The organism is Acidovorax sp. LjRoot194 (assembly GCF_964253015.1).
Classification (GTDB): Bacteria; Pseudomonadota; Gammaproteobacteria; order Burkholderiales; family Burkholderiaceae_C; genus Acidovorax.
Map to the genome: position 1 here is coordinate 4374275 of NZ_CAXUQB020000001.1, position 26103 is coordinate 4400377.

Annotated in this window: 22 protein-coding genes and 1 pseudogene; 13 read left to right on the forward strand and 10 right to left on the reverse strand. The window is 68.2% G+C overall.

Annotation, left to right across the window (positions count from 1 at the left end; all coding sequences use genetic code 11):
• The first annotated feature begins 125 nt into the window (after positions 1–125).
• Complete coding sequence (locus ACSQ3N_RS19870; protein WP_436147237.1) at positions 126–1619, forward strand: FAD-binding oxidoreductase; 1494 nt, start codon at positions 126–128, stop codon at positions 1617–1619.
• 155 nt (positions 1620–1774) lie between these two features.
• Here ACSQ3N_RS19870 and ACSQ3N_RS19875 read toward each other — a convergent pair whose 3' ends face one another.
• The 6 genes from ACSQ3N_RS19875 to ACSQ3N_RS19900 all read right to left on the reverse strand — a co-directional run bounded on the left by ACSQ3N_RS19875 (position 1775) and on the right by ACSQ3N_RS19900 (position 13459).
• Positions 1775–3100 carry a diguanylate cyclase domain-containing protein gene (locus ACSQ3N_RS19875; RefSeq protein WP_436147981.1) on the reverse strand — a complete coding sequence of 442 codons (1326 nt, stop codon included), beginning with the start codon at positions 3098–3100 and terminating at the stop codon, positions 1775–1777.
• Positions 3101–3260: 160 nt separating this feature from the next.
• Positions 3261–4085, reverse strand: a complete 825-nt coding sequence (locus ACSQ3N_RS19880) for an undecaprenyl-diphosphate phosphatase (RefSeq protein WP_436147238.1) — start codon at positions 4083–4085, stop codon at positions 3261–3263.
• Between the two features lie 105 nt (positions 4086–4190).
• Positions 4191–5687, reverse strand: coding sequence for an efflux transporter outer membrane subunit (locus ACSQ3N_RS19885; RefSeq protein ID WP_082517019.1), 1497 nt, complete (start codon positions 5685–5687; stop codon positions 4191–4193).
• 9 nt (positions 5688–5696) lie between these two features.
• Positions 5697–8879 carry an efflux RND transporter permease subunit gene (locus ACSQ3N_RS19890; RefSeq protein WP_436147239.1) on the reverse strand — a complete coding sequence of 1061 codons (3183 nt, stop codon included), beginning with the start codon at positions 8877–8879 and terminating at the stop codon, positions 5697–5699.
• Positions 8876–12106 (reverse strand): efflux RND transporter permease subunit, encoded by a 3231-nt coding sequence (locus ACSQ3N_RS19895; protein WP_436147240.1) that lies wholly within the window; start codon positions 12104–12106, stop codon positions 8876–8878. The genes ACSQ3N_RS19890 and ACSQ3N_RS19895 overlap by 4 nt, the downstream gene beginning before the upstream one ends.
• A gap of 15 nt (positions 12107–12121) precedes the next feature.
• The gene (locus ACSQ3N_RS19900; protein ID WP_436147241.1) at positions 12122–13459 is read right to left on the reverse strand and encodes an efflux RND transporter periplasmic adaptor subunit; all 1338 of its coding nucleotides are present in this window, start codon (positions 13457–13459) and stop codon (positions 12122–12124) included.
• A gap of 429 nt (positions 13460–13888) precedes the next feature.
• Here ACSQ3N_RS19900 and ACSQ3N_RS19905 point away from each other — a divergent pair, with 429 nt between their 5' ends.
• The 8 genes and pseudogenes from ACSQ3N_RS19905 (at position 13889) to ACSQ3N_RS19940 (ending at position 19708) form a co-directional block, all read left to right on the forward strand.
• The gene (locus ACSQ3N_RS19905) at positions 13889–14299 is read left to right on the forward strand and encodes a DUF2306 domain-containing protein (protein WP_056170799.1); all 411 of its coding nucleotides are present in this window, start codon (positions 13889–13891) and stop codon (positions 14297–14299) included.
• Between the two features lie 82 nt (positions 14300–14381).
• Positions 14382–14951 (forward strand): DUF6622 family protein, encoded by a 570-nt coding sequence (locus ACSQ3N_RS19910; protein ID WP_436147242.1) that lies wholly within the window; start codon positions 14382–14384, stop codon positions 14949–14951.
• 51 nt (positions 14952–15002) lie between these two features.
• Positions 15003–15308, forward strand: a complete 306-nt coding sequence (locus ACSQ3N_RS19915) for a 2TM domain-containing protein (protein ID WP_436147243.1) — start codon at positions 15003–15005, stop codon at positions 15306–15308.
• Positions 15305–16387 carry an alpha/beta hydrolase family protein gene (locus ACSQ3N_RS19920; protein ID WP_436147244.1) on the forward strand — a complete coding sequence of 361 codons (1083 nt, stop codon included), beginning with the start codon at positions 15305–15307 and terminating at the stop codon, positions 16385–16387. The genes ACSQ3N_RS19915 and ACSQ3N_RS19920 overlap by 4 nt, the downstream gene beginning before the upstream one ends.
• Before the next feature lie 62 nt (positions 16388–16449).
• Entirely contained in the window at positions 16450–17406 is a 957-nt protein-coding gene (locus tag ACSQ3N_RS19925; RefSeq protein ID WP_436147245.1) for an alpha/beta hydrolase, read from the forward strand.
• A gap of 37 nt (positions 17407–17443) precedes the next feature.
• Positions 17444–17749: a 2TM domain-containing protein gene (locus ACSQ3N_RS19930; RefSeq protein WP_436147246.1), complete on the forward strand. Its 306-nt coding sequence runs from the start codon at positions 17444–17446 to the stop codon at positions 17747–17749.
• Between the two features lie 42 nt (positions 17750–17791).
• Positions 17792–18863: pseudogene (locus tag ACSQ3N_RS19935) on the forward strand (sensor histidine kinase).
• Positions 18860–19708, forward strand: a complete 849-nt coding sequence (locus tag ACSQ3N_RS19940) for a LytR/AlgR family response regulator transcription factor (RefSeq protein WP_436147247.1) — start codon at positions 18860–18862, stop codon at positions 19706–19708. Before ACSQ3N_RS19935 ends, ACSQ3N_RS19940 begins: the two are co-directional and overlap by 4 nt.
• Positions 19709–19768: 60 nt before the next feature.
• Here ACSQ3N_RS19940 and ACSQ3N_RS19945 read toward each other — a convergent pair whose 3' ends face one another.
• Entirely contained in the window at positions 19769–20401 is a 633-nt protein-coding gene (locus tag ACSQ3N_RS19945) for a LysE family translocator (protein WP_436147248.1), read from the reverse strand.
• A gap of 57 nt (positions 20402–20458) precedes the next feature.
• The gene (locus tag ACSQ3N_RS19950; RefSeq protein WP_436147249.1) at positions 20459–21091 is read right to left on the reverse strand and encodes an ABC transporter ATP-binding protein; all 633 of its coding nucleotides are present in this window, start codon (positions 21089–21091) and stop codon (positions 20459–20461) included.
• A gap of 76 nt (positions 21092–21167) precedes the next feature.
• Here ACSQ3N_RS19950 and ACSQ3N_RS19955 point away from each other — a divergent pair, with 76 nt between their 5' ends.
• The 4 genes from ACSQ3N_RS19955 to ACSQ3N_RS19970 all read left to right on the forward strand — a co-directional run bounded on the left by ACSQ3N_RS19955 (position 21168) and on the right by ACSQ3N_RS19970 (position 24044).
• The gene (locus ACSQ3N_RS19955) at positions 21168–21536 is read left to right on the forward strand and encodes a hypothetical protein (RefSeq protein WP_436147250.1); all 369 of its coding nucleotides are present in this window, start codon (positions 21168–21170) and stop codon (positions 21534–21536) included.
• Between the two features lie 366 nt (positions 21537–21902).
• On the forward strand, positions 21903–22790 hold the full coding sequence (locus ACSQ3N_RS19960) for a transglutaminase-like domain-containing protein (RefSeq protein WP_436147982.1): 888 nt from the start codon (positions 21903–21905) through the stop codon (positions 22788–22790).
• Positions 22791–22943: 153 nt separating this feature from the next.
• Positions 22944–23114, forward strand: coding sequence for a hypothetical protein (locus tag ACSQ3N_RS19965; protein ID WP_200926930.1), 171 nt, complete (start codon positions 22944–22946; stop codon positions 23112–23114).
• A gap of 240 nt (positions 23115–23354) precedes the next feature.
• Positions 23355–24044 carry a glutathione S-transferase family protein gene (locus tag ACSQ3N_RS19970; protein ID WP_436147251.1) on the forward strand — a complete coding sequence of 230 codons (690 nt, stop codon included), beginning with the start codon at positions 23355–23357 and terminating at the stop codon, positions 24042–24044.
• A gap of 30 nt (positions 24045–24074) precedes the next feature.
• On the opposite strand, the gene ACSQ3N_RS19975 is transcribed toward ACSQ3N_RS19970, so the two are convergent.
• Both ACSQ3N_RS19975 and ACSQ3N_RS19980 read right to left on the reverse strand, forming a co-directional pair.
• Positions 24075–25169: an XdhC family protein gene (locus ACSQ3N_RS19975; protein ID WP_436147252.1), complete on the reverse strand. Its 1095-nt coding sequence runs from the start codon at positions 25167–25169 to the stop codon at positions 24075–24077.
• 165 nt (positions 25170–25334) lie between these two features.
• Complete coding sequence (locus ACSQ3N_RS19980; protein WP_436147253.1) at positions 25335–26081, reverse strand: CoxG family protein; 747 nt, start codon at positions 26079–26081, stop codon at positions 25335–25337.
• Between the last annotated feature and the right edge of the window lie 22 nt (positions 26082–26103).

Below are 26103 nucleotides of genomic sequence, written 5' to 3' on the forward strand. Positions count from 1 at the left end.
CGTGCACAAAGGCCTGTCCCTGTCCCTTGCATGTGCTGCATGGTCGCACCGGTCATTCAGAACTAGTCAAAAAACCCTAGCTGCGATAAACACGGGGCTCCATTTACTCTGGAGGACCGTTCGCCATGCCCCATCGCAAGAGCCCTGCCCGTCATGCCAAGGATGAACGCATCGCACTTTACAGGTCGCACGCCGCATTGAATACGGCTGCCGTGGTCGCCGCCGACGGCGCTGGTGAAGCCATGTCGTGGGAGGCCATCGCCGAACTCGAATACCACATCGTCGGGCGCGTCGTGCTGCCGTCCGACCGCAGCTACGAGAAGGACCGGCAGGAATCGAACCCCGCGTTCCAGGCCTACCCCCAGGTCATCGTCTACTGCCTGTGCGAAGGCGACGTGCTCGAATGCCTGGCCGTGGCGCGCAAGTACCGGCTGTGGGTGGCGGTGCGCAGCGGCGGCCACAGCACGGCGGGCTATTCGGTCAACAGCGGCATGGTGATCGACATGAGCGGCATCGCGGGCGTCACGCTCGACCCGCTGGCCAAGCGTGTTCACGTGCTGCCAGGCACCGACTTCGATACCTTCAACGGCGCCATGAAGGGCACCGGCTGGCACGTGCCCACCGGCGCCTGCGGCAATGTGCGCGTGGGCGGCTTCGTGCAGGGCGGCGGCTACGGCTACACGTCGCGCGCCTTCGGCATCCAGAGCGACGTGGTGGAATCGTTTCGCGTGGCGCTGGCCAGCGGGAAGATCGTGCTGGCCAGCGCGGCCGAGAACCCCGAGCTGTACTGGGCGATGCGCGGAGGCACGGGCGGCAACTTCGGCGTGCTGCTGCAGGTGACCTACCGCATGGTGCGCCTGGACGACGTCTGGGCCTGGGCCATCAGCTGGGACGAGGCCCATGCCGCCGACGTGCTCACGCTCATGCAGCGCGACTTCATGAAGACCGGCGCGCCCGATGCGCTGGGCTACATGATGAACCTGGGGCTTCAGAACAACGTGCCGGTGTACATGGTGCAGGGCATGTTCTGCGGCACCCGCGAGGCCGGCCTGCAGGCCATTGCGCCCCTGCTGGCCGTCCCTAGCGCACAGCTGCTGGTCGACAAGTCGGGCAGCTACCCGGCCATGAACACCTGGCTGGAGGACCATCCCTACAGCCTGCCCGACAACCTGCCCAATGGCGTGGCAGAGTCCAAGGCCAGCGGGTACATCAGCACGCGGCTGTCCAAGGCAGACTGGCAGCGCATCATCGACTACTTCAAGACCTCGCCCAACCCCTGGTCGCTGGCGTACCTTGAGCCCTACGGCGGGGCCATCAACCGCTACCCGGTGGGGGACAGCGCCTTCATCCACCGCAACGCGGATGCCGACCTGGTGGTGGACGTGTTCTGGCGCAACCCTGCCGAGCGGGCCCAGATGGAGGCATGGCTTGCGGGCTTCATGAAGCTGGTCAAGCCCTTCCTGAACGGGCACGTTTACCAGAACTACCCGGACGGCAGCCTGGCGAACTTTGCCGAGGCCTACTGGGGGCCCGCCTACCCGCGTCTTCGCAAAGTGAAGGCGCAGTACGACCCGACCAACTTCTTCCACTTCGCGCAGAGCATCGCGCTGCCGGACTAGAGTGCCGGTTCCCACCAGGGCCCGGCGCCCTGGTGTGGCACGGCGATGGCACCGACCGGGGCCGCACGCCCGCCAGTCACCCAACCCATCGGCCAATTAGCAAACCAGCCGATCAGCCGATCAGCCGATCAGCCGATCCATCATTCCGCAGTCCGTCAATCCGTGTCGGCGTAATGCAGGCGACCCTTGCCCGCGCGCTTGGCGCTGTACATGGCCTGGTCGGCGCGGTTCATGAGTTCGTCGATGTGCCCTTCCAGCGGGGGGCAGATCGCCACACCGATGCTGGCGCCGATGACCAGGTCCCGCCCCTCCACCTGCATCGGCTGCTGCAGCGCATGCAGCAGCCGGTGGCCGATGGTGTCCGTCACATCGCGCGTGACTTCGTGCTCCAGCATGACCAGGAACTCGTCACCTCCCAGCCGCGCCATCGTGTCGCCCAGGCGCACGGTGCTGGCAATGCGCTGCGCCACGATGCGCAGCACCTCGTCGCCGGCGCGGTGGCCTTCGGTGTCGTTGACGCCCTTGAAGCCGTCCAGGTCGATGAACAGCAGCGCCACGGAGGCCGCGTTCTGCCGGGCGGCGTCCAGCGCCTTCTCCAGCTGCTGTTGAAACGCCGCCCTGTTGAACAGGCCGGTGAGCGAATCGTGGTGGGCCAGGTAGTGCTGCTGGCGCGCGATCTCGATCTTGGCGGACACGTCTTCGACCAGCGCCATGATCGATGTGACCTGGCCATCCGCATCGGTCAGCGCCGAGTTGAACCACTCGCAATGCACCTCGGTGCCGTCGTCGCGCAGGAACGAGGTTTCGGCCCGGTTCTGTGACTCCTGCCCTGACTGCAGGCGCTGCAGGGCCAGCAGCAGGCTGGTGTCGGCAGGCGAGAGGTGTAACAGCTCGGGCAGCAGTTGCCCTTCCAGACCCGCCACATGCACCCAGCCCATGAGCTGCACGGCACGCTGCGAACAGTGCAGCAGCCGCAGGTTGTGGTCCATCTCAAAGACCGACAGCGGGCTGTTCTCCATGTGCGACGACAGGCGCTGGTTGGCGGCCCGCAGCGCATCCATGGCGACCTGCAGTTCATGCACGTCGAGCGCGGTGGTGATGAAGCCTTCGATGGAGCCCTCGGCGTTGTGCCATGGCGTGAGGCAGATGGTGCGCCACTCGTCAAACCCATACGGCGTGCGCAGAAGTCGCTGGTACTGCACCCGCTCGCCCGACAGCACGCGGGCCACGAAAGGCATGAAAGCGGTGACAGCCGCATCACCGTACATCCTGGTCAGCGACCTGCCCACCAGTTGCTCGGGCACCGTGCCGAACCAGCGCGCGTACTCATCGTTGACATACAGCATGGTGAGGCTGCGGTCCACCACCGCCATGGTGGCTCCAGCGCTGCGCGTGATCACATCCAGCAATTCGCCCTTGGACAGGCTGTGGCCAGGGGCGATGGCCCGATAGTCGGACAACTCTGGATCGTCTTGCTTCATGCGGCGAAAGCCCCAGCGGGCAGGGTCATCGGTGGAACGCCCCGCGCGCCAGTCCTCCAGAAAGGTCACCGCCGCGCGCCTCGGCCCCTGCGCCGAGCGGCAGGGTGTGCCGTCAGCTTATCACTTTCGTTCTATAACCAATCCATCCGGATGCGCAAAGTCATTCCGCCCACTGCACCCAGCCCGTCCAGGCGGTCACCAGCACGATGATGCCGAAGACGATGCGGTAGTACGCAAAAGGCACGAAGCTGTGGCTGCTGATGTAGCGCAGCAGCCAGCGCACGCACAGCCAGGCGCTGATGAACGAGAACACCAGCCCGACCGCGAACATCGGAATGTCGGCCGCCGACAGCAGCGCGCGCTCCTTGTACAGGCTGTACACCCCGGCCCCGATCAGCGTGGGGATGGCCAGGAAGAACGAGAAGTCCGTGGCGGCCTTGCGCGACAAGCCCAGCAGCATGCCACCGATGATGGTCGCGCCGCTGCGGCTGGTGCCCGGCACCATGGCCAGGCACTGCACCAGGCCGACCTTGAGCGCATCGAGCGGCGTCATCTCGTCCACCGTCTGGATGCGCGTGGCGGCGGGCGAGCGGCGCTCGGCCCACAAAATGATGAAGCCGCCCAGGATGAAGGTGCTGGCCACCACGACGGGCGTGAACAGGTGCTCCTTGATCATCTTGCCGAACAGCAGGCCCAGCACCACCGCCGGCAGGAAGCCGATGAACACGTTGAGCGCGAACCGCTGGGCCTGGCGCTCGGTGGGCAGGGCCACCAGCGTGTCGCGGATCTTTTGCCAGTACACCAGGATGACGGCGAATATGGCGCCCGTCTGGATGGCGATGTCGAACACCTTGGCCTTGGCGTCGTCGAACCCGAGCAGCGAGCCCGCCAGGATCAGGTGCCCCGTGGAGGAAATGGGCAGGAACTCGGTCAGGCCCTCGACCACGCCCATGATGGCGGCCTTGGCCAGCAATAGAACGTCCACGCGCACTCCTTAAGGAAAATTTAATTCAAATATGCCTCTACCGCTTGCCAGGCAAGCGCTAGCAGCTATCAAAACAGGAGTATATGCGCAGCGGGCTGCCGCCCTTCAGGGCCGCGCCTGTGCAGACGCCTGCTGAGGCGTCTGTGCCGATGCCTGCCACGGCGACTGCCACCCGCCGCCCAGGGCCTGCACCAGCGTCACCGCCGCCAGCTGGCGGTTGACCTGCAGCTGCAGCAGCGCACGCTGTGCGGACAGCGCCGAGGCCTGGGCCGTCACCACCTCGGTGTAGCCCACCTGCCCTTCGCGGTAGCGGTTGAGCAGCTGCTGCGCCGTGCGCTCCGCCGCGGCCACCGCCTCACGGCGCAGCGGCTCCTGCTCCTGCAAGGTGCGCAGCACCGTGAGCTGGTCTTCCACCGTCTGGAACGCTGTGAGCACCGTCTGGCGGTAGACCGCCACCCGGCCCTCGCGCGCGGCCTGGGCTTCTTCCACCCGGGCGGCGGTGGCGCCCGCATCGAAGATCGTCTGCGCCACTGACAGGCCGAGCGACCACACCAGTGTGGATGCCTTGAACAAATCGGCCACGCTGCTGCCGCCACTGCCCACCGACCCGCCCAGACTCAGGCCCGGGAAATACGCCGCACGCTGAATGCCGATCTGCGCATTGGCCGCCGCCACCGCGCGCTCGGCCGCTGCGATGTCGGGCCGGCGTTGCAGCAGCGTCGATGGCACGCCCAGCGGCACATCGGGCACCTGGGCCGACCACTGCGCGCGCGGCAGCGAAAAATCGGCCGGCGCGCGCCCGGTCAGCACGGCCAGCGCATGCTCGAAGCGGGCGCGGTTCTGCCGCACGGTAGCCAGGTCCGCTCGGGCGTTGGCCAGCTGGGTCTGCGCCTGCAGCACGTCGGTCTGCGCCACCACGCCCGCGCTGTAGCGGTTGCGGGCGATCTGCAGGCTGCGCTCGTAGCCGTCCACCGTGGCGTCCAGCAGCTCGATCTCCGCATCCGCCTCGCGCAACTGAAAGTACGCCGAGGCCAGCGTGCCCACGGCCGACAGGCGCGCTGAAGCCAGGTCGGCCTCGCTCGCTTGCGCGCTGGCCTGGGCGCCGGTGACGCCGCTTTGCAGGCGCCCCCACAGGTCAGGCGCCCAGTCGACCCCCAGCGATGCCTGGGTGGTCAGGCCCGAGCGCGCAGCGCCCTCGCCCCCGTTGCGCGTGGCACCGCCCGACAGGCTCACCGACGGGAACAGCCCCGCCCGCTGCTGGCGCACCACGGCCTGCGCCTGCGCATAGGCCGCCACGGCGGCGGCGATGTTCTGGTTGGACAGCTGCACCTGCTCGGCCAGGCGGTTGAGCTCGGCGTCCTGAAACAGCTCCCACCACGGGCCGCGGTCCAGCGCGTCGGCGGGCGCTGCCGGGGCCCAGGTGGCACCGGCTTCCTTGAACGCGGCGGGCACCGCCATGTCGGGCTGCTGATAGGGCGGCGTGACCGAGCACGCCGACAGCAGCGCGGCGGCGGCCAGCACCAGTGCCAGCGTCGTGGGTCGGGCCGTGGGGAGCCGAGCGGCGTGTGCGCCGGGTGTGAACGGGGCGTGGAGGTAGGTCATGGGCACCGATCAGGTGGCCGTGCCGGGGGCACCGGCGCGGCTCAGATGTTGTTCGTTGGGAGCGGGCGTGCGCAGCTTGTCGAGCAGCACGTACACCACGGGGGTCGTCAGCAAGGTCAGCAACTGGCTGGCGATGAGCCCGCCGATGATCGCCACGCCCAGCGGCTGGCGCAGCTCCGAGCCCTGGCCGAAGCCGATGGCCAGGGGCAGCGCGCCCAGCGCCGCCGCCATGGTGGTCATGAGGATGGGCCGAAAGCGCATCATGCAGGCCTCGCGCACGGCATCGAGCGCCGACAGCCCGCGCGCGCGCTCGGCCTCCAGCGCAAAGTCGATGATCATGATCGCGTTCTTCTTGACGATGCCGATCAGCAAAAACACGCCGATGAGCGCAATGATGGTGAACTGCATGTTGAACAGCAGCAGTGCCAGCACCGCCCCCACGCCGGCCGAGGGCAGCGTGGTCAGCACCGTGATCGGGTGAATTAGGCTTTCGTACAGCACGCCCAGCACGATGTAGATCACGATGATGGCCGTGATGATGAGGAACGCCTGCTGCCCCTGCGACTGCTGCGCGCTGAGCGCCGTGCCCTGGAAGCTGCCGCGCACGTTGGTGGGCATGGCGATGTCGGCCTCGGCCTGCGCAATGACCTGCTGCGCCTGCCCGAGCGACGTGCCCGGGTCGATGTTGAACGACACCGTGGTGGCCAGCTCGCCGTCCTGGTGGCTGATGGAGGTGGGCGACGCCCGCTCCACCACCTTGGCGATCGCGCTCAGCGGCACCATGGTCGATGCCGCCGTGCTGATGACCTGCCCGGTGGACGCACCGCGCTGCCCCGGGTTGGCCACCGTGCCGGTGGCGCCCGTGGGGTTGGCGGCCACGTAGATGTCCTTCAGGGCCGGCGGGCCACGCGTGTACTCCGGCGCCCATTCCATGATGACGGCGTACTGGTTGAGGTCGCCATAGATGGTGGCCACCGAGCGCTGGCCGAACGCGTTGTACAGCGCGTTGTCGATGGCCGACGACGTCACGCCCAGGCGCGACGCGGTGGCCTTGTCCACCTCGATGTACGTCTCCACGCCGTTCTCGGCGAGGTCAGTGTCCACATCCTTGAGCAGCGGCTCGTCCTTGAGCCGGTCGGCCAGCTTGCCAGCCCAGAGCTTGAGGTCGGCCATGTTGTCGCTCTTCAAGGTGTACTGGTAGGTCGAATTGCTCGACCGCCCGCCCATGCGCAGGTCCTGCACCGGGTTCAAGAAGACCCTGAGGCCCGTGATCTGGTTGAGCTGCGGCCGCAGCCGCGCGATGACCGCAGGCGTGCTGTCGGTGCGCTGCTTGAGGGGCTTCAGGTTGACGAACATGAAGCCTCCGCCCGCGCGGCTGCCGCCCGAAAAACCCACCACCGTGTCCACCGCCGGGTCCTTGCGGATGATCTCTACCGCCTGGCGCAGCTTGGCCGCCAGCGCGTCGGACGAGATGCTCTGGTCGGCGCGCAGGCCGGCGTTGAGCTGCCCGTTGTCCTGCTCCGGAAAGTAGCCCTTGGGAATCTTGGCGAACAAATAAACGTTCAGGCCGATCACCGCGAGCAATATCAACACCACCAGCCCCTTGCTGGCCAGCGCCCAGTCCAGGCTGCTGGCGTAGGTGCGCAGCACGGCCTGGTAGCCGCGCTCGGTCCAGCGCGCCAGGCGCGACGGCGGCTTGTCGTTGGCGGGGTCGTGCGCGCGCAGCAACCACGCGCACATCATGGGCGTGGTGGTGAGCGATATGACCAGCGAGATCATCACCGCCGCCGACAGCGTGATGGCGAACTCGCGGAACAGCCGGCCCACCTGCCCGTCCATGAACAGCAGCGGAATGAACACCGCCACCAGCGACAGGCTGATGGACAGCACCGTGAAGCCCACCTCGCGCGCGCCCTGCAGCGCCGCCTGCATGCGGTCCATGCCCGCCTCGATGTGGCGCATGGTGTTCTCCAGCACCACGATGGCATCGTCCACCACGAAACCGGTGGCCACCGTCAGCGCCATCAGGCTCAGGTTGTTGAGGCTGAACCCCAAAAAGTACATCACCCCGAAAGTGCCCAGCAGCGACACCACCGTGGCCACCGCCGGGATCACCGTGGCCCGCACCTTGCGCAGGAACAGCCCCACCACCAGCACCACCAACGCGATGGAGACCATGAGCGTGAGCTCGATCTCCTTGAGCGAAGAGCGGATGGAGTTGGTGCTGTCCGACGCCACCGCCACCTGGATGTCCTGCGGCAGCTGGGCCTGCAGGTCGGGCAGCAGCGCGCGCACCGAGTCCACGGTCTCGATGATGTTGGCGCCGGGCTGGCGCGTGACCAGCACGATGATGGCCGGGTCGCCGTTGAACAGGCCCACCGTGCGGCGGTTTTCCACGCCGTCTTCCACCCGCGCCACATCGCCCAGCCGCACGGCCGCGTTGTTGCGCCAGGCGACGATCAGCGACTCGTATTCAGACGCCTTGCGCGCGGGCGACGGCGTGTAGATCTGCAGGCGGCGCCCGTCGCCTTCGATGGCGCCCTTGGGGCGGTTGGCGTTCGAGGCCTGAATGGCGGCGCGCACGTCTTCGGTGCTGATGCCGTAGCGGTTGAGTGCGAACGGCAGCAGCTCCACGCGCACCGCGGGCAGCGAGCCCCCGCCGATCTCCACCTCGCCCACGCCGTCCACCTGCGACAGCCGCTGGCTGACCACGTTGGACACCGCGTCGTAGATCTCACCCGGCGTGCGGGTCTTGGACGTGAGCGCCAGGATGATGACGGGCGAGGCCGCCGAGTTGCGCTTGCGGTAGGTGGGGTTGCTGCGCAGCGTGGCAGGCAGGTCGGCGCGGGACGCGTTGATGGCGGCCTGCACCTCGCGCGCTGCGGCGTCGATGTCGCGGTTCAGGTCGAACTGCAGGCTCACGCGGGCCGAGCCGTTGGAGCTCGACGAGGTCATCTCGTTGACTCCGGCGATCACGCCCAGGCGCCGCTCCAGCGGCGTGGCCACGCTGGTGGCCATGGTCTCGGGGCTGGCACCGGCCAGGCTGGCCGACACCGAGATGGCCGGGTAGTCCACCTGCGGCAGCGGCGACACCGGCAGCACGAAGAACGCCGCGATGCCCGCCAGCGCGAGGCCGATGGTCAGCAACACGGTGGCCACTGGCCGTTCAACAAAGGGACGAGACAGGTTCACCGCACGTCTCCGGCACCCGCACCGGCGCTGGCCGGAGGCTCCACACCCTGCTGCGGCGCAGCGGCGGTGCCCCGGCCCGTGACACGGCGGCCCATGCGGTCAAACGCCAGGTAGATCACCGGCGTGGTGAACAGCGTGAGCATCTGGCTCAGGATCAGCCCGCCAAAGATTGCCAGGCCCAGCGGCCGGCGCAGCTCGGCGCCCTCGCCCCAGCCCAGCATCAGCGGCAGCGCCGCGAACAGCGCCGCCAGCGTGGTCATCAGGATGGGCCTAAAGCGCAGCAGCGCGGCCTGGTGAATGGCCTCCTGCGGCGACTTGCCCTGGTTGCGCTCGGCGTCGATGGCGAAGTCGATCATCATGATCGCGTTCTTCTTGACGATGCCGATCAGCAGGATGATGCCGATGATGCCGATCACCCCCAGGTCGTTGCCAGTAACCATCAGCGCGAGCAGCGCGCCCACGCCCGCGGACGGCAGGGTCGAGAGGATGGTGACCGGGTGGATGTAGCTCTCATACAGCACACCCAGCACGATGTACACGCACACCATCGCGGCCAGGATGAGCCACAGCTGGCTGGACAGCGACTTTTCGTACGCGCCGGCGGCGCCCAGGAACTCCATCGACAGCCCGGCGGGCATCCCGATCTCCTTGGGGGCGGCGCGGATCGCATCCACCGCCGCGCCCAGCGACACACCCGGCGCCTTGTCGAAGCCCAGCGTGGCCGCAGGGTACTGCGACACCCGCGTGACCTGCAGCGGCGCAGGTTGCTCGCGGATGGTGGCAATGGCCGACAGCGGCGTGGGCGCGCCCGAGCCGGTGCGCAGCTGCAGCGTGCCCAATGCCTCGGGCGTGTTGAGCTGGTCCTGCTGCGCCTCCAGGATCACGCGGTACTGGTTGGTCTCGGTGAAGATGGTGGACACGATGCGCTGGCCGAAGGCGCTGTATAGCGTGTCGTCCACACTGCTGGCCGTGACCGACAGGCGCGACGCGGTGTTGCGGTCGATGTCCACATAGGCCGACAGGCCCTGCGCACCGGCATCGGTGGTGGCGTTGCGGATCTTGGGCTCGGTTTTCAGGCGCTCCGCCAGCTTGCGCGTCCAGTCGTTGACCTGCGCTGCATCCACGCCGCCGATGGACGCGCGGTATTCGGTGGGCCCGGTCTCGGCGTCGATGGTCAAGTCCTGCGTGGGCTGCAGGTACAGCGTGACGCCCGCCACCGACTGCACCCGCTCGCGCAGGCGCTGCATGATGGCCTCTTGCCCGTCGCGGTCGGGCTTGAGGTTGATCAGCATGCGCCCGGCGTTGAGCATGGTGTTGTTGGCCGCGTCCACGCCCACGAAGGAGCTGAGCGACTGCACGTCCGGGTCCTGCAGGATGGCGCGCGAGGCCGCCAGCTGCAGCTCGCTCATGCGGGCGTAAGAGACATCTTGCGACGCCTCGATGCGCGCCTGCAGCTGGCCGGTGTCCTGCGTGGGGAACAGGCCCTTGGGGATCACCACGTACAGCAGCGCAGTGAGCACCAGCGTCAGCACCGCCACCACCATGGTCGCGCCCTGGTGGCGCAGCACCCACACCAGCCACCGGTCGTAGCCCGCGATCACGCGGTCGAAGCCGCGGTTGATGCGGCCCGCCACGCCGTGCTGCCCACCCACAGGCTCGGGCCGCAGCCAGCGCGCGGCCATCATGGGCACCAGCGTGAGCGACACCACGCCCGAGATCAAAATGGTGATGGCCAGCGTCATCGCGAACTCGCGGAACAGCCGCCCCACCACGTCGCTCATGAACAAAAGCGGAATCAGCACGGCGATCAGCGACACCGTGAGCGAGATGATGGTGAAGCCGATCTGCGTGGCACCCTTGAGCGCGGCCTGGAACGGCGGCTCACCCTCTTCGAGGTAGCGCGAGATGTTCTCGATCATCACGATGGCATCGTCCACCACGAAGCCGGTGGCAATGGTCAGCGCCATGAGGCTCAGATTGTTGAGGCTGTAGCCCAGCAGGTACATCACCCCGCAGGTGCCGATGAGCGAGATGGGCACGGCCAGGCTGGCAATCACCGTGGCGCGCAGGCTGTGCAGGAAGAAGAAGATCACCAGCACGACCATCAGCACGGCCAGCAGCAGCTCCATCTCCACATGGTGCACTGAACCGCGGATGCCGGTGGTGCGGTCGGACAGCACCTGCACCTTCAGCGATGCAGGCAGGCCCGCTTCGAGCTCGGGCAACAGCTTCTTGATGCTGTCCACCGTGGCGATCACGTTGGCGCCCGGCTGGCGCTGCACGTTCAGGATGATGGCCGGGGTCAGTGTGGCCCCGGACTCCTTGGCGTCTGCATCAGCCCCTACGGTCCCGCTACCTAGCTGGCGGCGGTCGGGCGCGGCGCCGGGCAGCTCGTTGAGGCCCGCCCACGCGCCCAGGCGGTTGTTCTCGGCGCTGTCCACCACACGCGCCACCTCGATCATGCGCACCGGCGCGCCGTTGCGCCACGAGACGATGAGGTTGCGGTAGTCGTCCGCCGTGAGCAGCTGGTCGTTGGCGTTGATGGTGTAGGAGCGCTGCGGCCCGTCGAAGCTGCCCTTGGCGCTGTTGGCATTGGCCGACGTGATGGCCGTGCGCAGCGTATCCAGGCCGATGCCGTACGACGCCAGCGCCTTGGTGTCGGCCTGGATGCGCACCGCAGGCCGCTGCCCGCCCGCCAGCGACACCAGGCCCACGCCGGTGACCTGGCTGATCTTTTGCGCCAGGCGCGTGTTGACCAGGTTCTGCACCTCGGTCAGCGGCAGCGTGTCGGAGCTGATGGCCAGCGTGAGCACCGGCGCATCGGCCGGGTTGACCTTGGCGTACACCGGCGGCGCGGGCAGGTCGGCGGGCAGCAGCGAGTTGCCGGCGTTGATGGCCGCCTGCACCTCCTGCTCGGCCACGTCGAGCGCCAGGCCCAGGCCGAACTGCAGCGTGATGATGGACACGCCCGACGCGCTGGTCGAGGCCATGCGCTCCAGCCCCGGCATCTGGCCGAACTGGCGCTCCAGCGGCGCACTCACCGTGCGGCTCATCACCTCGGGGCTGGCGCCGGGGTACAGGGTCTGGACCTGGATGGTGGGGTAGTCCACCTCCGGCAGGGCCGACAAGGGCAGGAAGCGAAAGCCCAGCAGCCCCGCCAGCACGATGGCCAGCATCAGCAGGGCGGTGGCAACGGGCCTCTCGATGAACGGACGCGAAGGACTCATGGTGTCAGCGCGCGCTCAAGGATTTTGCGGTGGACGCTGGCGGCGCTGGCCGCCTTCACCACGTTCTCCGCGGGGCCCCGACGCACCGCTGCGCGGCCCGCTGGCACCCGAGCGGGGGCCGCGCGCACCTTGCGTATCCGCCGTCTGCACGGCCATGCCGTCCTGCAGCCGGTCGCCGCCCTCGGTCACCACGCGCTCGCCCTCTTTCAGGCCTTCGGCAATCGCCATCAGCCCCACGGTGGCCTGGCCCCGCTTGACCTTGCGCAGCGTCACCGTGCGGTCTTCGTTGATCACATACACATAGTCGCCATTGGCCCCGGTGCGCACGGCCGTCACCGGCACCACGATGGCGGGCACGTTGCGCAGCAAGAGCTGCACGTTCACGAACTGGTTGGGGAACAGGCTGCCTGCTGCGTTGTCGAAACGGGCCTTGGCCTTCACGGTGCCGGTCGTGGTGTCGATCTGGTTGTCGAGTGTGGAGAAACGCCCCTTGCCAACCTCGGACTTGCGCGTGCGATCCAGCGCAGTCACGGCCAGCGCGTCGGATTCGCGCTGCGCGGCCAGCACGTCGGCCACGCGGTCTTGTGGCACGGCAAACTGCACGTCGATGGGCGCCACCTGCGTGATGGTGGCAATGCCCGTGGCATCGCCCGAGGACACCAGGTTGCCAGGGTCCACCGTGCGCAGGCCGATGCGCCCTGTTGCGGGCGAGGTGATGCGCGTGTAGCTCAGGTTCAGGCGGGCCGTGCCCTCCTGGGCCTTATCGGTCATCACCGTGCCTTCGAGCTGTTTGACCAGCGCGGCCTGGGTGTCCACGTCCTGCCGCGCGATGGAGTCCTGCGACAGCAGGGTCTGGTAGCGCGCCAGCGTCAGGCGCGCGTTTTCCAGCTGGGCTTCGTCGCGCTGGCGGGTGCCCTGGGCCTGCATCAGCGCCTGCTCGAAAGGCCGGGGGTCGATCTGGGCCAACAGCTGCCCCTTCTTGACCATCTGCCCTTCGGTGAACAAAACCTCGGTCAGCGTGCCCGACACCTGGGGCTTGAGCGTGACCGTGATGGTCGGGATGACGGTGCCCAGGGCGTCGATAATCACCGGCAGCTCTGCCTTGCGGGCCAGCGCATCACCCACCGTGACCATGGCCCGCCCGCCGCCGGGGCCGCCGCGGCCCGGGCCCGGCGCTTCGCTCGGGTCGTTGGCGCGCTTGACCAAGTACCAGGCCGCGCCACCCACCAGCGCCACCAGCAGCAGGGCCAGCACGCTGCCCATCCAGCGTCGCCGAGGGCGCGGGGCCCGGGGTGGCTCGGGAGGGACAGCCGGTGGCGGGACGGGCGCGTGGACTTCTTCTTGCGGATTCATGGCGGTGCTATGGGGTGTTCTGAGAACGAGTTCGCGATCTTGTTCGGCCGGGTCAGCGCATCGTAGGGGGCCAGTTCACGGTCTGCCTTGAACGCTGTGCGAAGAAAAGTAAACCTGACGGGCTGAAACCTGCGTGCAAGGGCTGACGCGAAGCCACGCCACGCCAGATTGCACTGCTGGGTGCTCGCCAGGGTACTTGCCTCGCCCGCCTGCCGGCCCGGACGACCACACGGTAGTTTGCCTGCTCTTGGGGCCTGGCACAGCGTCCCAAACCCGCGGCCGGCCGTAGGCCAGGGCCGAATGTTGACCACCGGCCGCTCCCGGTGCCTGCATTTCACGCCCGCCAGGCTGCATTTCGTCGCACACCGCTGGCGGCAGCACAGGCGCAGCGGCACAGTCCACCCCATCGAACGCCCTGGAGACCCCACCATGCAGCTCACCCCCGTCATCGCCATCCATGCCGCCGCCGCGCTGGCGGCCATCGCCATCGGGCCGGTCGCACTGTGGGCCCGCAAGGGCGCCACCCAGCGCCCCCGCCTGCACCGCGCAGCCGGCTACGCCTGGGTCACCCTGATGGTCGCCACGGCCATCTCCGCCATCTTCATCACCGGCGGCAGCGGCCCCCGGTGGGGCAGCTTCGGCCTCATCCACCTGCTCATCCCCGTCACGCTGGGCATGCTGGTGCTGTCGTTCGTCTACCTGGCTCGCCGCAACATCGCCGGCCACCGCAAGGCCATGCAGCGCGTGTACTTCGGCGCCTGCGTGGTGGCCGGCGCCTTCACGCTGCTGCCCGACCGGCTGCTGGGCCATTCGCTGTGGACCCAGCTGGGCGTGCTCTGAACAGTCCGCGTGTCTGACTGCCCGCCACGCCACCCGTCACCCCGAACCAACCCCATTCACCGAACCTTCCAAGGACTACACCATGTTGCTCCAACTCCTCGTTCACCAGCCCCAGGCACTGGGCCAGATCATTCAGCAAACACCCTACTGGGTCTGGGGCCTGCTGGCCCCGCTGGTGTGGCTGGGCGCCAGCCAGCTGTTCGACCGCACCGCCAGCCTGGTGCGGGTGACGGTCATGCCAGTGGCCATGACGGGCTTTTCGATCTACGGGCTGGCCTCGGCCTTCGGCGGCGCGGGCCACACCGGCGCTGCGGTCGGTGCCTGGGTCGTGGCGGCTGTCACTGCCACCTGCCTGGCGCTGTGGTTCCAGCCCACGGCGCCAGCCGGCACGCTGTACGACGGTGCCTCGCGTTGCTTTCAACTGCCGGGCAGCGCCATGCCGCTGGCACTGATCATGGGCATCTTCCTGACCAAGTACCTGGTCGGCGTCGAGCTGGCCATGCAGCCTGCACTGGCCCGCGACGGCAGCTTCGCCCTGCAGATCGCTGCGCTCTATGGCGTGTTCAACGGCCTGTTCGCGGCCCGGTCGCTGCGGCTGTGGCGCCTGGTGCGCAGCAGCACGGGCTTTGCCAGCCAGCCTGCCGGCGCCTGAGGGCGGCCGTCCCCCCATTCCCACCACTCACTTGATCCCCAGGAGTTCCCCATGCGCCACCACCGTTACGACCACGACACCGCCATCGACCCCATCGAACGCCAGGCTCGCAGACGCGCCGGTGCCAAGCTGGGCTGGTACATGCACGCCGGTGTGTATCTGCTGGTCAACCTGCTGCTCGTGACCCTGTCTGCCACCAGCGGCAGGCACTGGGCGGTGTACCCCGCGCTGGGCTGGGGCCTGGGCCTGGCCATTCATGGGATGGTGGTGTTCCTGGTGTCGGGCAGCGGGCTGCACGAACGCATGGTGCAGGCCGAGCGCAAGCGGCTGGCCCTTCAACAGGAGCCGCGCCTGTGAGCCGCACACCGGCCACAGCGCGCACCCCGGCGTGGCGGCTGCTGGCCGCGGGCCTGCTGGCCCTTGCCACCGCCAGCGCCGCCCACGCCGGCACGGGCGTCCGGGAGTTGCCCGGCCTGCAGGGCGACGGCCCGGTCACCGTGTTCTACCCCAGCGGCAGCGCCGACCAGCCAGTGCAGCGCGGCCCCTTTACCCTGCAACTGGCCCCGGACGGCGCGCCCACCCCTGGCAACGGCCGGCTGGTGGTCATCACGCACGGCTCGCGCGGCAGCCCCTGGGTGCACACCGACCTGGCGCGTGCGCTGGTAGCCAGCGGCTTCGTCGTCGCCCTGCCCGAGCACGCGGGCGACAACTACAAAGACCCGTCCACCCCCGGCCCCGAGAGCTGGAAGCGCCGCCCCGCAGAAGCCTCCCGCGCCATCGACGCCGTGGCGCACGATGCGCGCCTGGCGCCACTGGTGACTGTGGACAGGGTGGGGGCCTTCGGTGGCTCGGCCGGCGGCCACACTACGCTGACGCTCGCAGGGGGCCACTGGTCGCCCGCACGGTTTCGCGCGCATTGCGAGGCCCACATCGCCGAAGATTTTTCGTCGTGCGTCGGCTTCATCACCCGGCTGCACGGCAACCTGCTGGACGGGCTGAAAAAAGCCGTGGCGCTGGGCGTGATCCGCCAGCGCTTCGACGACGCCACGGACTACGCCTACTCCGACCCGCGCGTGCAGGCGGCCATCGCCGCCGTGCCCTTTGCCGCCGACTTCGACATGGCCACGCTGGCTACGCCGCGCATTCCGCTCGGGTTGATCACCGCGGGCCTGGACATCAACCAGGTGCCGCAATTCCACAGCAGCGCGGTGCTGGCCGCCTGCCAGGACCGCTGCACCCTGGTCGCCCACCTTCCCGACGCCAGCCACGGCATGATGCTGTCGCCCCTGCCGCCGATGCACCTGCTCGGCACCGTGCACCAGGCGCTGCTGGGCGACCCGCCGGGGTTTGACCGCAGCAGCGCCGTACCCCAGGTGGATGCCAAGGTCGTGGCGTTCTTCACCCAGCACCTGCAGCCGCTGCGGCGCACACCCTGATTCATCCCGTGTATCTTGAGCGCACCCTTCCGATCATGTTCCGTCATCGCCGATTTACCCTCATGCTGACTCCCGCTTTTCTGCTGATCGCCTGCATCGTGGCGCTTGCCGCCGCCATTGCACTGGGTGGCCCCAAGCACATCCTGCCCCTGGCCAGTGTCCACACGCCCTTCGAAGGCGTGGATTTCAGCGGCGTCCCTGCGCCGCAGCGCTTCGCCGCCCGTGACGGCACCTCGCTGGCCTGGTACGACTACCCAGCGGCAGGCCCGTCGGCGGGCGGGCCACAGCGTCGTGTGGTGCTGGTCCACGGATCGTCGTCGCGCGCGCGCTCGATGCACGTCCTGGCCAAGGCTCTGGCGGCCGAGGGGCTCGCGGTGGCGGCGCTCGACATTCGCGGGCACGGCGAGTCGGGCCCGCGCGGCGAAGCTGCCTATATCGGACAGTTGGACGACGACCTGGAGGACTTCCTGCGCAGCGTGCCGCATGCCGGACCGCAGACGCTGATGGGGTTTTCCGCGGGCGGCGGGTTTGCGCTGCGCGTTGCAGGGAGCAGTCGGCAGGATCAGTTTGATCGCTACGTGCTGCTATCGCCTTTCATCGGTGTGAATGCCATCACCGCGCGGCCGGATGTGGGCGGATGGGCGTCGGTCGGCGTGCCGCGCATTGTGGCGCTGAGCTGGCTCAACCGTTTGGGCATTACGCAGTGGAACGACCTGCCCGTCCTGCGTTTTGCGTTGGACCCATCGGTCCGTGATGGGCTGACGCCCAGCTACTCGTATTCCCTGGCGGTGAACTTTCGCCCCCAGGATGATTACCAGAGAGACATCCGCAACGCGCGCAGCACCGTCTGCGTAGTGGCCGGCCAAGACGACGAAATCTTCTACGCCGACCGCTATGCAGACGTTTTTGCGCAGGCGGGCAAACCGGTGCCGGTGACCTTGCTGCCGGGCATCAACCACATGGGGCTGACACTCAATGCCGACGCCGTGCGCGCCGTCGCGCAAGCCTGCAAGACCTGAGCTGCGGCTTTCAGCGCCCTAGAATCGACCCTTCACCATGCCCCACCCCATGACCCCCGACGACATCGAACAACTGGCCCGCCGCCGCGCCGGCGCCAAGCTGGGCTGGTATGTGCATGCTGCCGCCTTCGTCGTGGTCAATCTCGTCCTGTTCAGCATCTCCCGCTACGGCTTCGGAAGCCGGGCCTGGTCGGTGTTCCCGCTGCTGGGCTGGGGTCTGGGGCTGGCGCTGCACGGCATCTCGGTGTTCGTGCTGGGCACCGGCAGCGGCCTGCGTGAGCGCATGGTGCAAAAGGAGCGCGAGCGGCTCCTGCGCGCTCAGCAAGAGCGCAACCAGCGCTAGGCCCCACGGCCCCGCGCCCCACACCACCCCGCCCGCGCTGCCATGAAAATCGACTGGATCGAGAAGCTGCAGCACCTGCTGCAGGTGCTGGCCTTCTGCCTGGCCATCGCGGCTTTGCAGTACGCCTTTCAACCCGAAAAGCCCTATGACATCCCGGCCCGGTATTCGCTGGCCATCGGCTCGCTGACCTGGGCGCTCATCGACTTCGGCCGGCACCTGTTTCCGTCCAGCAAGGAGACGGGCTGGCCCACGGGCCTGTCCGGGTTCCCTGCTGCCGTTTGCCAGCATCGTGCTGGGCTACCTGGGCGGCACGCTGCTGGGCGACTGGTGGTGCGGCTATTCTTCGTGGGACCAAGGCGGCCGCGCGCAGCTGCGCATCTCCATCGGCATCACCGTGGTGGCGGGGTTCCTGGGCACCTATTACTTCTACACCAAGAGCAAGAGCGCCTGGCTGCTGGCCAAGGTGAACGAGGTGCGCAGCCAGGCCAGCGAAGCGCAGCTCAAGCTACTGGAGACCCAGCTCGAGCCGCACATGCTGTTCAACACGCTGGCCAACCTGCGCATGCTGATCGGCACCGACCCGGCCCGCGCGCAGGAGATGCTGGACCGCATGATCGGCTACCTGCGCGCCACGCTCAGCGCATCGCGCAGCACCCAGCACCCGCTGGAAAACGAGTTCGAGCGCCTGCGCGACTACCTGGAGCTGATGGCGGTGCGCATGGGCCCGCGCCTGGCCTACACGCTGGACCTGCCCGACGCGCTGCGCGACGTGCCCGTGCCCCCGCTGCTGCTGCAGCCCCTGGTGGAAAACGCCATCCGCCACGGACTGGAGCCGCAGGTCGAGGGCGGGCACATCACCGTGCGCGCCAGCACCCGGCAGGGTGACAGCGGGCCGCAGCTGGTGCTGGAGGTGACCGACACCGGCGCGGGCCTGCCCGACACCCTGCCCACCCCGGGCCCCGGGCAGAGCTTTGGCCTGGCCCAGGCCCGCGAACGGCTGGCCACGCTGCACGGGGCCGCAGGCACTCTTAAATTGATAGCTGGTAGCGCTGGCGGGACAAGCGCTACGGTCACTTTTCCCTTGAAATCGAGCCCGTCGAGCACCACCCCATGACCCAGCCTGCCCTGCGCGCCCTGATCGCCGAAGACGAACCCCTGCTCGCCGCCGCGCTGCAGCAGGAGCTGGCCCGCGTCTGGCCCGAGCTGCAGGTGGTGGCCACCGTGGGTGACGGCCTGTCCGCCGTGCGCCAGGCCCTGGCGCTGCAGCCGGACGTGCTGTTCTTCGACATCCGCATGCCTGGCCAGAGCGGGCTGGATGCGGCCGTGGAACTGGCCGACGCCTGGCCTGCCGATGGTCCGTCGGGCCGCCCCTTCCCGGCGCTGGTGTTCGTGACCGCCTACGACCAGTACGCGGTGCAGGCGTTCGAGGCGCAGGCGGTGGACTACCTGCTCAAGCCGGTGCAGGCGGCCCGGCTGCAAAAAACAGTGCAAAAACTACAGCTGGCGCTTTCCAGCAAAGCGCCAGCAGCTATTGATTTGGAAGCAACCATGGCGCAGCTGCGCCATTTGCTGGTGGCGCCGGGGGTGGCGGCACCCGTTGCCGCAGCTGCGCCCGCTGTGCCGGCCACGGGCGCGCCGCTCACGCTGATCCAGGCCAGCAGCGGCAGCCAGATCCACATGGTGCCGGTGGCCGACGTGCTGTACTTCGAGGCGGCCGACAAGTACGTGCGGGTGCTGACCGCCGCGCGGGAGTACCTGATCCGCACCCCGCTCAAGGACCTGATCGGCCAGCTCGACACCCAGGTGTTCTGGCAGATCCACCGCAGCACGCTGGTGCGCGCCAGCAGCATCACCACAGTGACCCGTGACGAGGCGGGCAAGCTGCACCTGGAGCTGGCCGGCCGGCCCGAGAAGCTGCCCGTGAGCCGCCTGTACGCCCACCTGTTCAAGGCGATGTAGCGCAGCAGCGCAGCGCTGGCCTGGCTGCGCCCCCGCTGCTCGCTCTACCGCGTCACCGCGTTACCGGTTGGTGGCCAGCAGCAGTCCGCCCGCGCCCATGAAGAAACCGCCCGTGGCCTTGTTCAGCCGCACCACACCGCGGGATGTGCGGATGAAGCGGCGGATCTGCCGCCCACCCGCCGCGTATACCGCCGTGGACACGAACTCGGCGGCCAGGTAGACAGCGCCCAGCACCACGAACTGGCGCACGGCCGGCTGGGCCGGGTCGATGAACTGCGGGAAGACCGCGGCAAACAAAATGATGGCCTTGGGGTTGGTGATGCCCAGCAGGAACTCCTGCGTGATGAGCGCCCGCATGTTCACCGGCGCGCCGGACTCCTTCACATCGCCGCCCTCCTCCACCTCCAGCCCGCTGAACTCGCGGCTGCGCCACGCGCGCCAGCCCAGCCAGAACAGGTACAACGCGCCCACCCACTTGACCACGGTGAACGCCGTCTCGGACGCCAGCAGCATCGCGCCCAGCCCGACAGCCGAAACCGTCAGGAAGATGGCGAACGCCGCCACCCGGCCCACCGTGGCCACCAGCGCGGCGCCCACACCCGCGCGAATGCCGTTGTTCAGGCCACAAAAATTGTTGGGGCCGGGCGTGAGCGCAATGGCCACCGCCACGGGGGCGAAGAGGAGCGCGTCCATGGTGTTCCTTCAGGTAACAGAAAAATCGGAGAAGCTGTGGGCGGGAGATCGCCCAGTTTAGCGAGCCCGGGCCAAGGTCAACGTGCTGCCCCAGGCCACGCCCGGAAGCGCCTCGTAGTGGGCCACCACCACCAGCCGTGCAGGGTCGCTGGCCGCCCGGGCCAGTACCTGCACCAAATAGTTGATCGAGGGCTTGTCCAGCCCCGCCACAGGCTCGTCGATGAGCGTGAGCGCGGCCCCGCTGGCAAAGCCACCCGCCATCAACACCTTGCGCCGGCTGCCGGTCGACAAGGCAAAAAACGGCTTGTCCAGATGCGGCTCCAGCGAGAAGCCTTCGAAATGCAAGGCCAGCGCCGCAGCGTCCCAGGCCGGGTACTGCGCGGGCAAGCCTGCCAGCCACTGCCGGGCCGTGATCTCATCCAGCGCCGTGCTGCGCGGGTCTTGCCAGAACACCTGCGCGCGGTAGGCCTGGGGCGCGCTGCGCTGCGGCACACCCTGCAGCACGATGTCTCCAGCCTGCGGCACCAGCTCGCCCGCCAGCACGCGCAGCAGCGTGGTCTTGCCCGTGCTCTCGTCGCCCTGCACCAGCGCCAGGCCCGCCGGCCATGCCAGCGACACCCCTTCCAGCACCGCGCATTCGGGGTAGGCAAACCGCAACCCCGTCACCTGCAACATCGAGCTGTCGGCCACCCTGTTCCCCTTTTTGGACAAAAAGCGATTCTAGGCACCACGGCAGGCGGCCCGGCCCCGTGCCGCACAATGCCCCATGAGCTTGAACTACCTGGACTTTGATTACAGCGAAGACGACGAAGGCACCGGCACGTTCGACGCCATGGCCAGCGTGCTGCCCGCGCAGCTGGCCGCGCTGCACGCCGAGGTGGCGCTGGTGCTGCAATGGGCGCACTCGGAATTCCCCGACGCCTGCGGGCCTTCGGAAGACGGCGGGCAGTGGCAGTACGACCTGCAGGGCGTGCAGGACGTCAGCACCCCGTTGGCGCTCGACTTCAACGCGGCGACGGGCGGCATCCACAGCGCGCCAGGCACGCCTGCCCCCCCGCGCACCACGCTGACCCTGTCAGTCAGCGGCAACACGGATTTCTGCGCGGCACTGCGCAGCGCGTTCGGTATCTCATGATGGTGGTGTGCCCAGCCCCGCATCCCTCGCCCAACCTGCGCGACGGCGCGCCGTCGGCCTACACGGCCCGTGGCACGTGCGGGTCTATCCTGATGGCAGGCTGTCGCGCCCGGTGTACGGATGCGCAGCACACCAAGGACAACCCATGGACCGCCCACTCCAGACCTTCAGTTCCCCATCTGCCGCCCGCCGCGGCGCAGCTCCATCCACATCTCTGGCCGGATCGTGGAGCGCAGCATGAACTCTCTGCATTTAGTGTCTACCCCTCCCTATGGTGCTTCGATGACCTCTGACGTCTGGCCACTCTCCGGCGCAGCGGGCACGCCAGGTGCCGCGCCCACGCGCCCTCTGGAAGACCGCGTGCGCATGGACCTGCACATCGGGTTGCGCTACGAGATCGACCAGTACGGCGCGGACTTCGTGTTCAACATCCACGCCGCCAAGACACCCCAGCAGACGGTCAGCAACGAACGCCTGGTCATCAACCAAGACATTTCGTACCAGATCCACACCGACCCCGCCACGCTCAACCGCTCGCTGCGGCTGCATGGCGAACCGGGCGTGCTGGAGCTGTCCTACTCCGCCACGGTGGACATTGCCCACCACCGCGCCAACCCGATGCAGCTGGCCGAAGTGCCCGTGCGGCAGCTGCCGCCGGAGGTGATGGGCTACATCTACCCCAGCCGCTACTGCCAGTCCGACAGGTTGCTGCGGCTGGCCAACAAGGAATTTGGCGCGCTGTGGCAAGGCCACGGCCGCGTGCAGGCCATCCGCGACTGGGTGAACCGCCATGTGGCCTTCACATCCAACACGTCCAACTCCAACACGTCCGCCGTCGACACGCTGATCGAGCAAGTGGGCGTGTGCCGTGACTTTGCGCACCTGATGATTGCGCTGTGCCGCGCGGTGAACATCCCCGCGCGCTTCACCACCGGCACCGACTACGGCGCAGACCCGAGCCTGGGCCCGCCCGACTTTCATGCCTATGTCGAGGTGTACCTGGGCGACCGCTGGTACATCTTTGACCCGTCTGGCACCGCCATACCGATGGGGCTGCTGCGCTTTTCCACCGGGCGCGACGCTGCCGACGTGGCGTTCGCCACCATCTTTGGCGGCGTGCGTGCCGATGCGCCGGTCATCCGCACCACCGCCATCGAGGACATCGGGCAGGGTTTTGTGCAGCCCGTGCATTGCGTGGAAGCCCTGTCTACCGACCAGGGAACCATTGCAGGCAACCATTTTTCCGTGCCCTGACGGTGAGGACGAAGCCCTGCTGGCGGCTCAGCCACAGCGCCGCGCAGCAGATGGCATGAGTGGTGGCAAGATACACACATTGCGCGCTGAAAAAGCCCGCAAGCGGCGTGTAGCCTAAAATCACTCTTTTTTCCACTTCGACAGAGAACCACCATGGGCAACAAGATCGTTACCGAAGCAGACCGCAAGCGTACCCCCCGTCCCCAGCCCCTGCCTGGCTACTCGCTGGCCACTCCTGGCCGCGGCCAGCGCAACAGCCTGGAGCGTGGCGTGTCCACCCGCAGCAAGAAGAACCCTGGCAAGCGCACCCACAAGGGCGGTTGATATCTGCCGCTGGGGCCTGCGCCCGGCGCCAAAGAATGCCCTCCTCGCGAGGGCTTTTTTGTGTCTGCAATCTGCTCCGGCTGCAGTGGCACGCTCACCCCGTTGCCATGGCCCGGAGCGGATAACAAAATTCAGCGGAGCGGTTCTGGCCTGGCGCCACTTCGCAGGCAGTACACGCAGTACGACAAGACGTGGCAACGAGGCCAGAAGAGTTTTGTCAACCGCTCTAAGATGCGCGCCATGATCACCGTGCACCATCTCGAAACCTCGCGCTCTCAGCGCATCCTGTGGCTCCTTGAAGAACTGGGCCTCCCCTACGAGCTCAAGATCTACCAGCGCGACAAGGCCACCAAGCTGGCCCCGCCCGAGTTGAAAAAGATCCACCCCCTGGGCAAGTCCCCCGTCATCACCGATGGCGACGAGGTGATTGCAGAGTCCGGTGCCATCGTCGAATATCTGGTGGAAACCTACGGCGCCCAGGCCGGTGGCGACCTGGCCCACCTGCAGCCTGCGCGCGGCACGCCCGCCTATCGCCAGTGCCGGTTCTGGATGCACTACGCCGAAGGCTCGCTGATGAACTGGCTGGTGATGAAGCTGGTGTTCATGACCATCCCCACCCAGCCCATGCCTTTCTTCGTGAAGCCCATCGCCAAGGCGCTGTGCGGCAAGGTGCAGGACAAGGTGATCGACCCCAACGTGAACACCGCGCTCGACTTCATGGAGCAGCACCTGGGCCAGAACACCTGGTTCGCGGGCGAGCACCTGAGCATGGCCGACTTCCAGATGAGCTTTGCGGTCGAGGCCGCCCTCTCGCGTGCCAGCAAAGCCGCCAGTTGCCCGAACCTGCAGGCCTACAAGCGCCGCATGGAAGCGCGTCCCGCGTACCAGCGTGGCATCGCCAAGGGCGGGCCGGTGGTCATGGGGGCCTGAACGGGCGGCTGAACGGGCGGCTGGCTCGGGTCAGCCCAGGCCGCACACCAGCGCACCGGGGTCGTTGTGCGCCAGCTCCCGCTCGTTCTTGGCCTGCGCCACCTCCACGTCGCGCGGCAGGGCCACGCCGTTCTTCACCGCCAATATCTCGGCCATCACGCTCACCGCGATCTCGGGCGGGGTCTTGCTGCCGATGTAGATGCCGATGGGCCCGCGCAGCCGCGCCAGGCTCTCGGCCGTCTGGTCGAAGTGCTCCATCATCCGCGCGCGGCGCGCCTCGTTGTTGCGGCGCGAGCCGATGCCGCCCACGTAGAACGCCTCGGTGTACAGCGCCTCCAGCAGCGCCAGGTCGTCGAGCTTGGGGTCGTGGGTGAGCGCCACCACGCAGCTGCGCCGGTCGGGCTTGAAGGCGGCCACCACGTCGTCCGGCATGTCGCTCACCACCGTGGCGGCGGGCACGTTCCAGCTGCCGCGGTATTCCTCGCGCGGGTCGCACACCGTGACCGCGAAGCCGTTGAACAGCGCCATGGTGGCCAGGTACTCGGCCAGCTGCCCCGCGCCGATCAGCAGCATGCGGTATTCGGGGCCGAAGGTGTTGGTGAGCTGCTGCGCGTCCAGCACCAGGTCCTGCGGCGCTGCGGCGGCTTGCAGCGTGACCACGCCATCGGCCAGGCGCACGCTGCGCTGCATCAGGCGGCCGGCCTCCAGCGCTTGGATCAGCGCGGCCAGGCCGGCCGGGTCGGGGTCGTACTCCAGCAACAGCTCCAGCGTGCCACCGCAGGGCAGGCCGAACCGGTGCGCCTCGTCCGCCGTGATGCCGTACTTCACGAAGGCGGGCGGGCCGCTCGGGATGCTGCGGTCCACCGCCGCATCGCCTGCACCGGCCGCACTGGCTGCGGCGGCCACCTGCGCATAGGCCCGCGTGTGGCGGTCGATCAAATCGTCCTCGATACACCCACCCGACACCGACCCCACCACCGCCCCGTCTTCGCACAGCGCCATGATCGAGCCCACCGGCCGCGGCGACGATCCCCAGGTCCGCACAACGGTGGCCAGCAGCGCCTGCCGCCCCGCAGCCCGCCAGCCCTGCAGCGTGCGCAGCACCATCACATCCAGGTTTTCCATTTGCTTCTTCGCTAGTTCATTTCAACGGTCTTGCACCGCCATCCACCACGCCCGCTGCGCCCCAAAGCAGCACGGTGCCCCCGCCAGCGCCACCGTGGATCCGGCTTCGCCGGTCCACCGGAGGCGTCCCCCTCAGGGGGAAGGCGCAAAGTGACTCAGGGGGAGTCAGTTCCACCACCACGCTAACAGCACCAGCGCGCCTGCGCCGGCCGCCCACACCCAAACCGGTATGCCGCTGGGGGGATTGTCGTCACCCGCTGTGGCGGCCAATGCGCTGTGCTCTGCGGCGGCAGTCGCCCCTGAGGCTGCAGACACGGTGGCGGCGGCAGTGGGCGCACCGGGCCCGCTGCCTGCCTGCATCCCAGTCGCCGCTGCCAGGGCCGCCACCGCAGGCTCGGGCTCTTCGGGCGGCACCGCTGCACCCGCTGCGTCGTCTGCCACAGCGCGCGGGTGGCGGCGCTGCATCTCGTTGTCAAAGCGCTTGAAGAAATCCTCGGCCATCGACTTGGCCGCGCCATCGATCAGCCGCTGGCCCAGCTGCGCGATCTTGCCGCCCACCGTGGCCTGCACGGTGTAGTGCAGCTCGCAGCTGTCCTGCCCTGCCGCATCGGCGGGCAGCGGCACCAGCCGGACCTGCGCGCTGCCCTTGCCGAAGCCGGCCACGCCGCCCGATCCGTCGAAGGCGATGGTGTAGCTCTCGGGCGGCACGATGTCCGACAGCGTGATCTTGCCCGCGAACTTGGCCGACACCGGCCCGATCTTGAGCGCCATGGCCACGCTGTACTGGTGCTCGGCGGTGGGCTCGACCTTCTCGCAGCCGGGGATGCACAGCTTGAGCACCTCGGGGTCGTTGAGTGCGTCCCAAGCCTGCTGCTGGCTCACGGCAAGGGTACGGCTGGCTTGCATTTCCATGGTGGGGTCCTCTCAGTGTTCA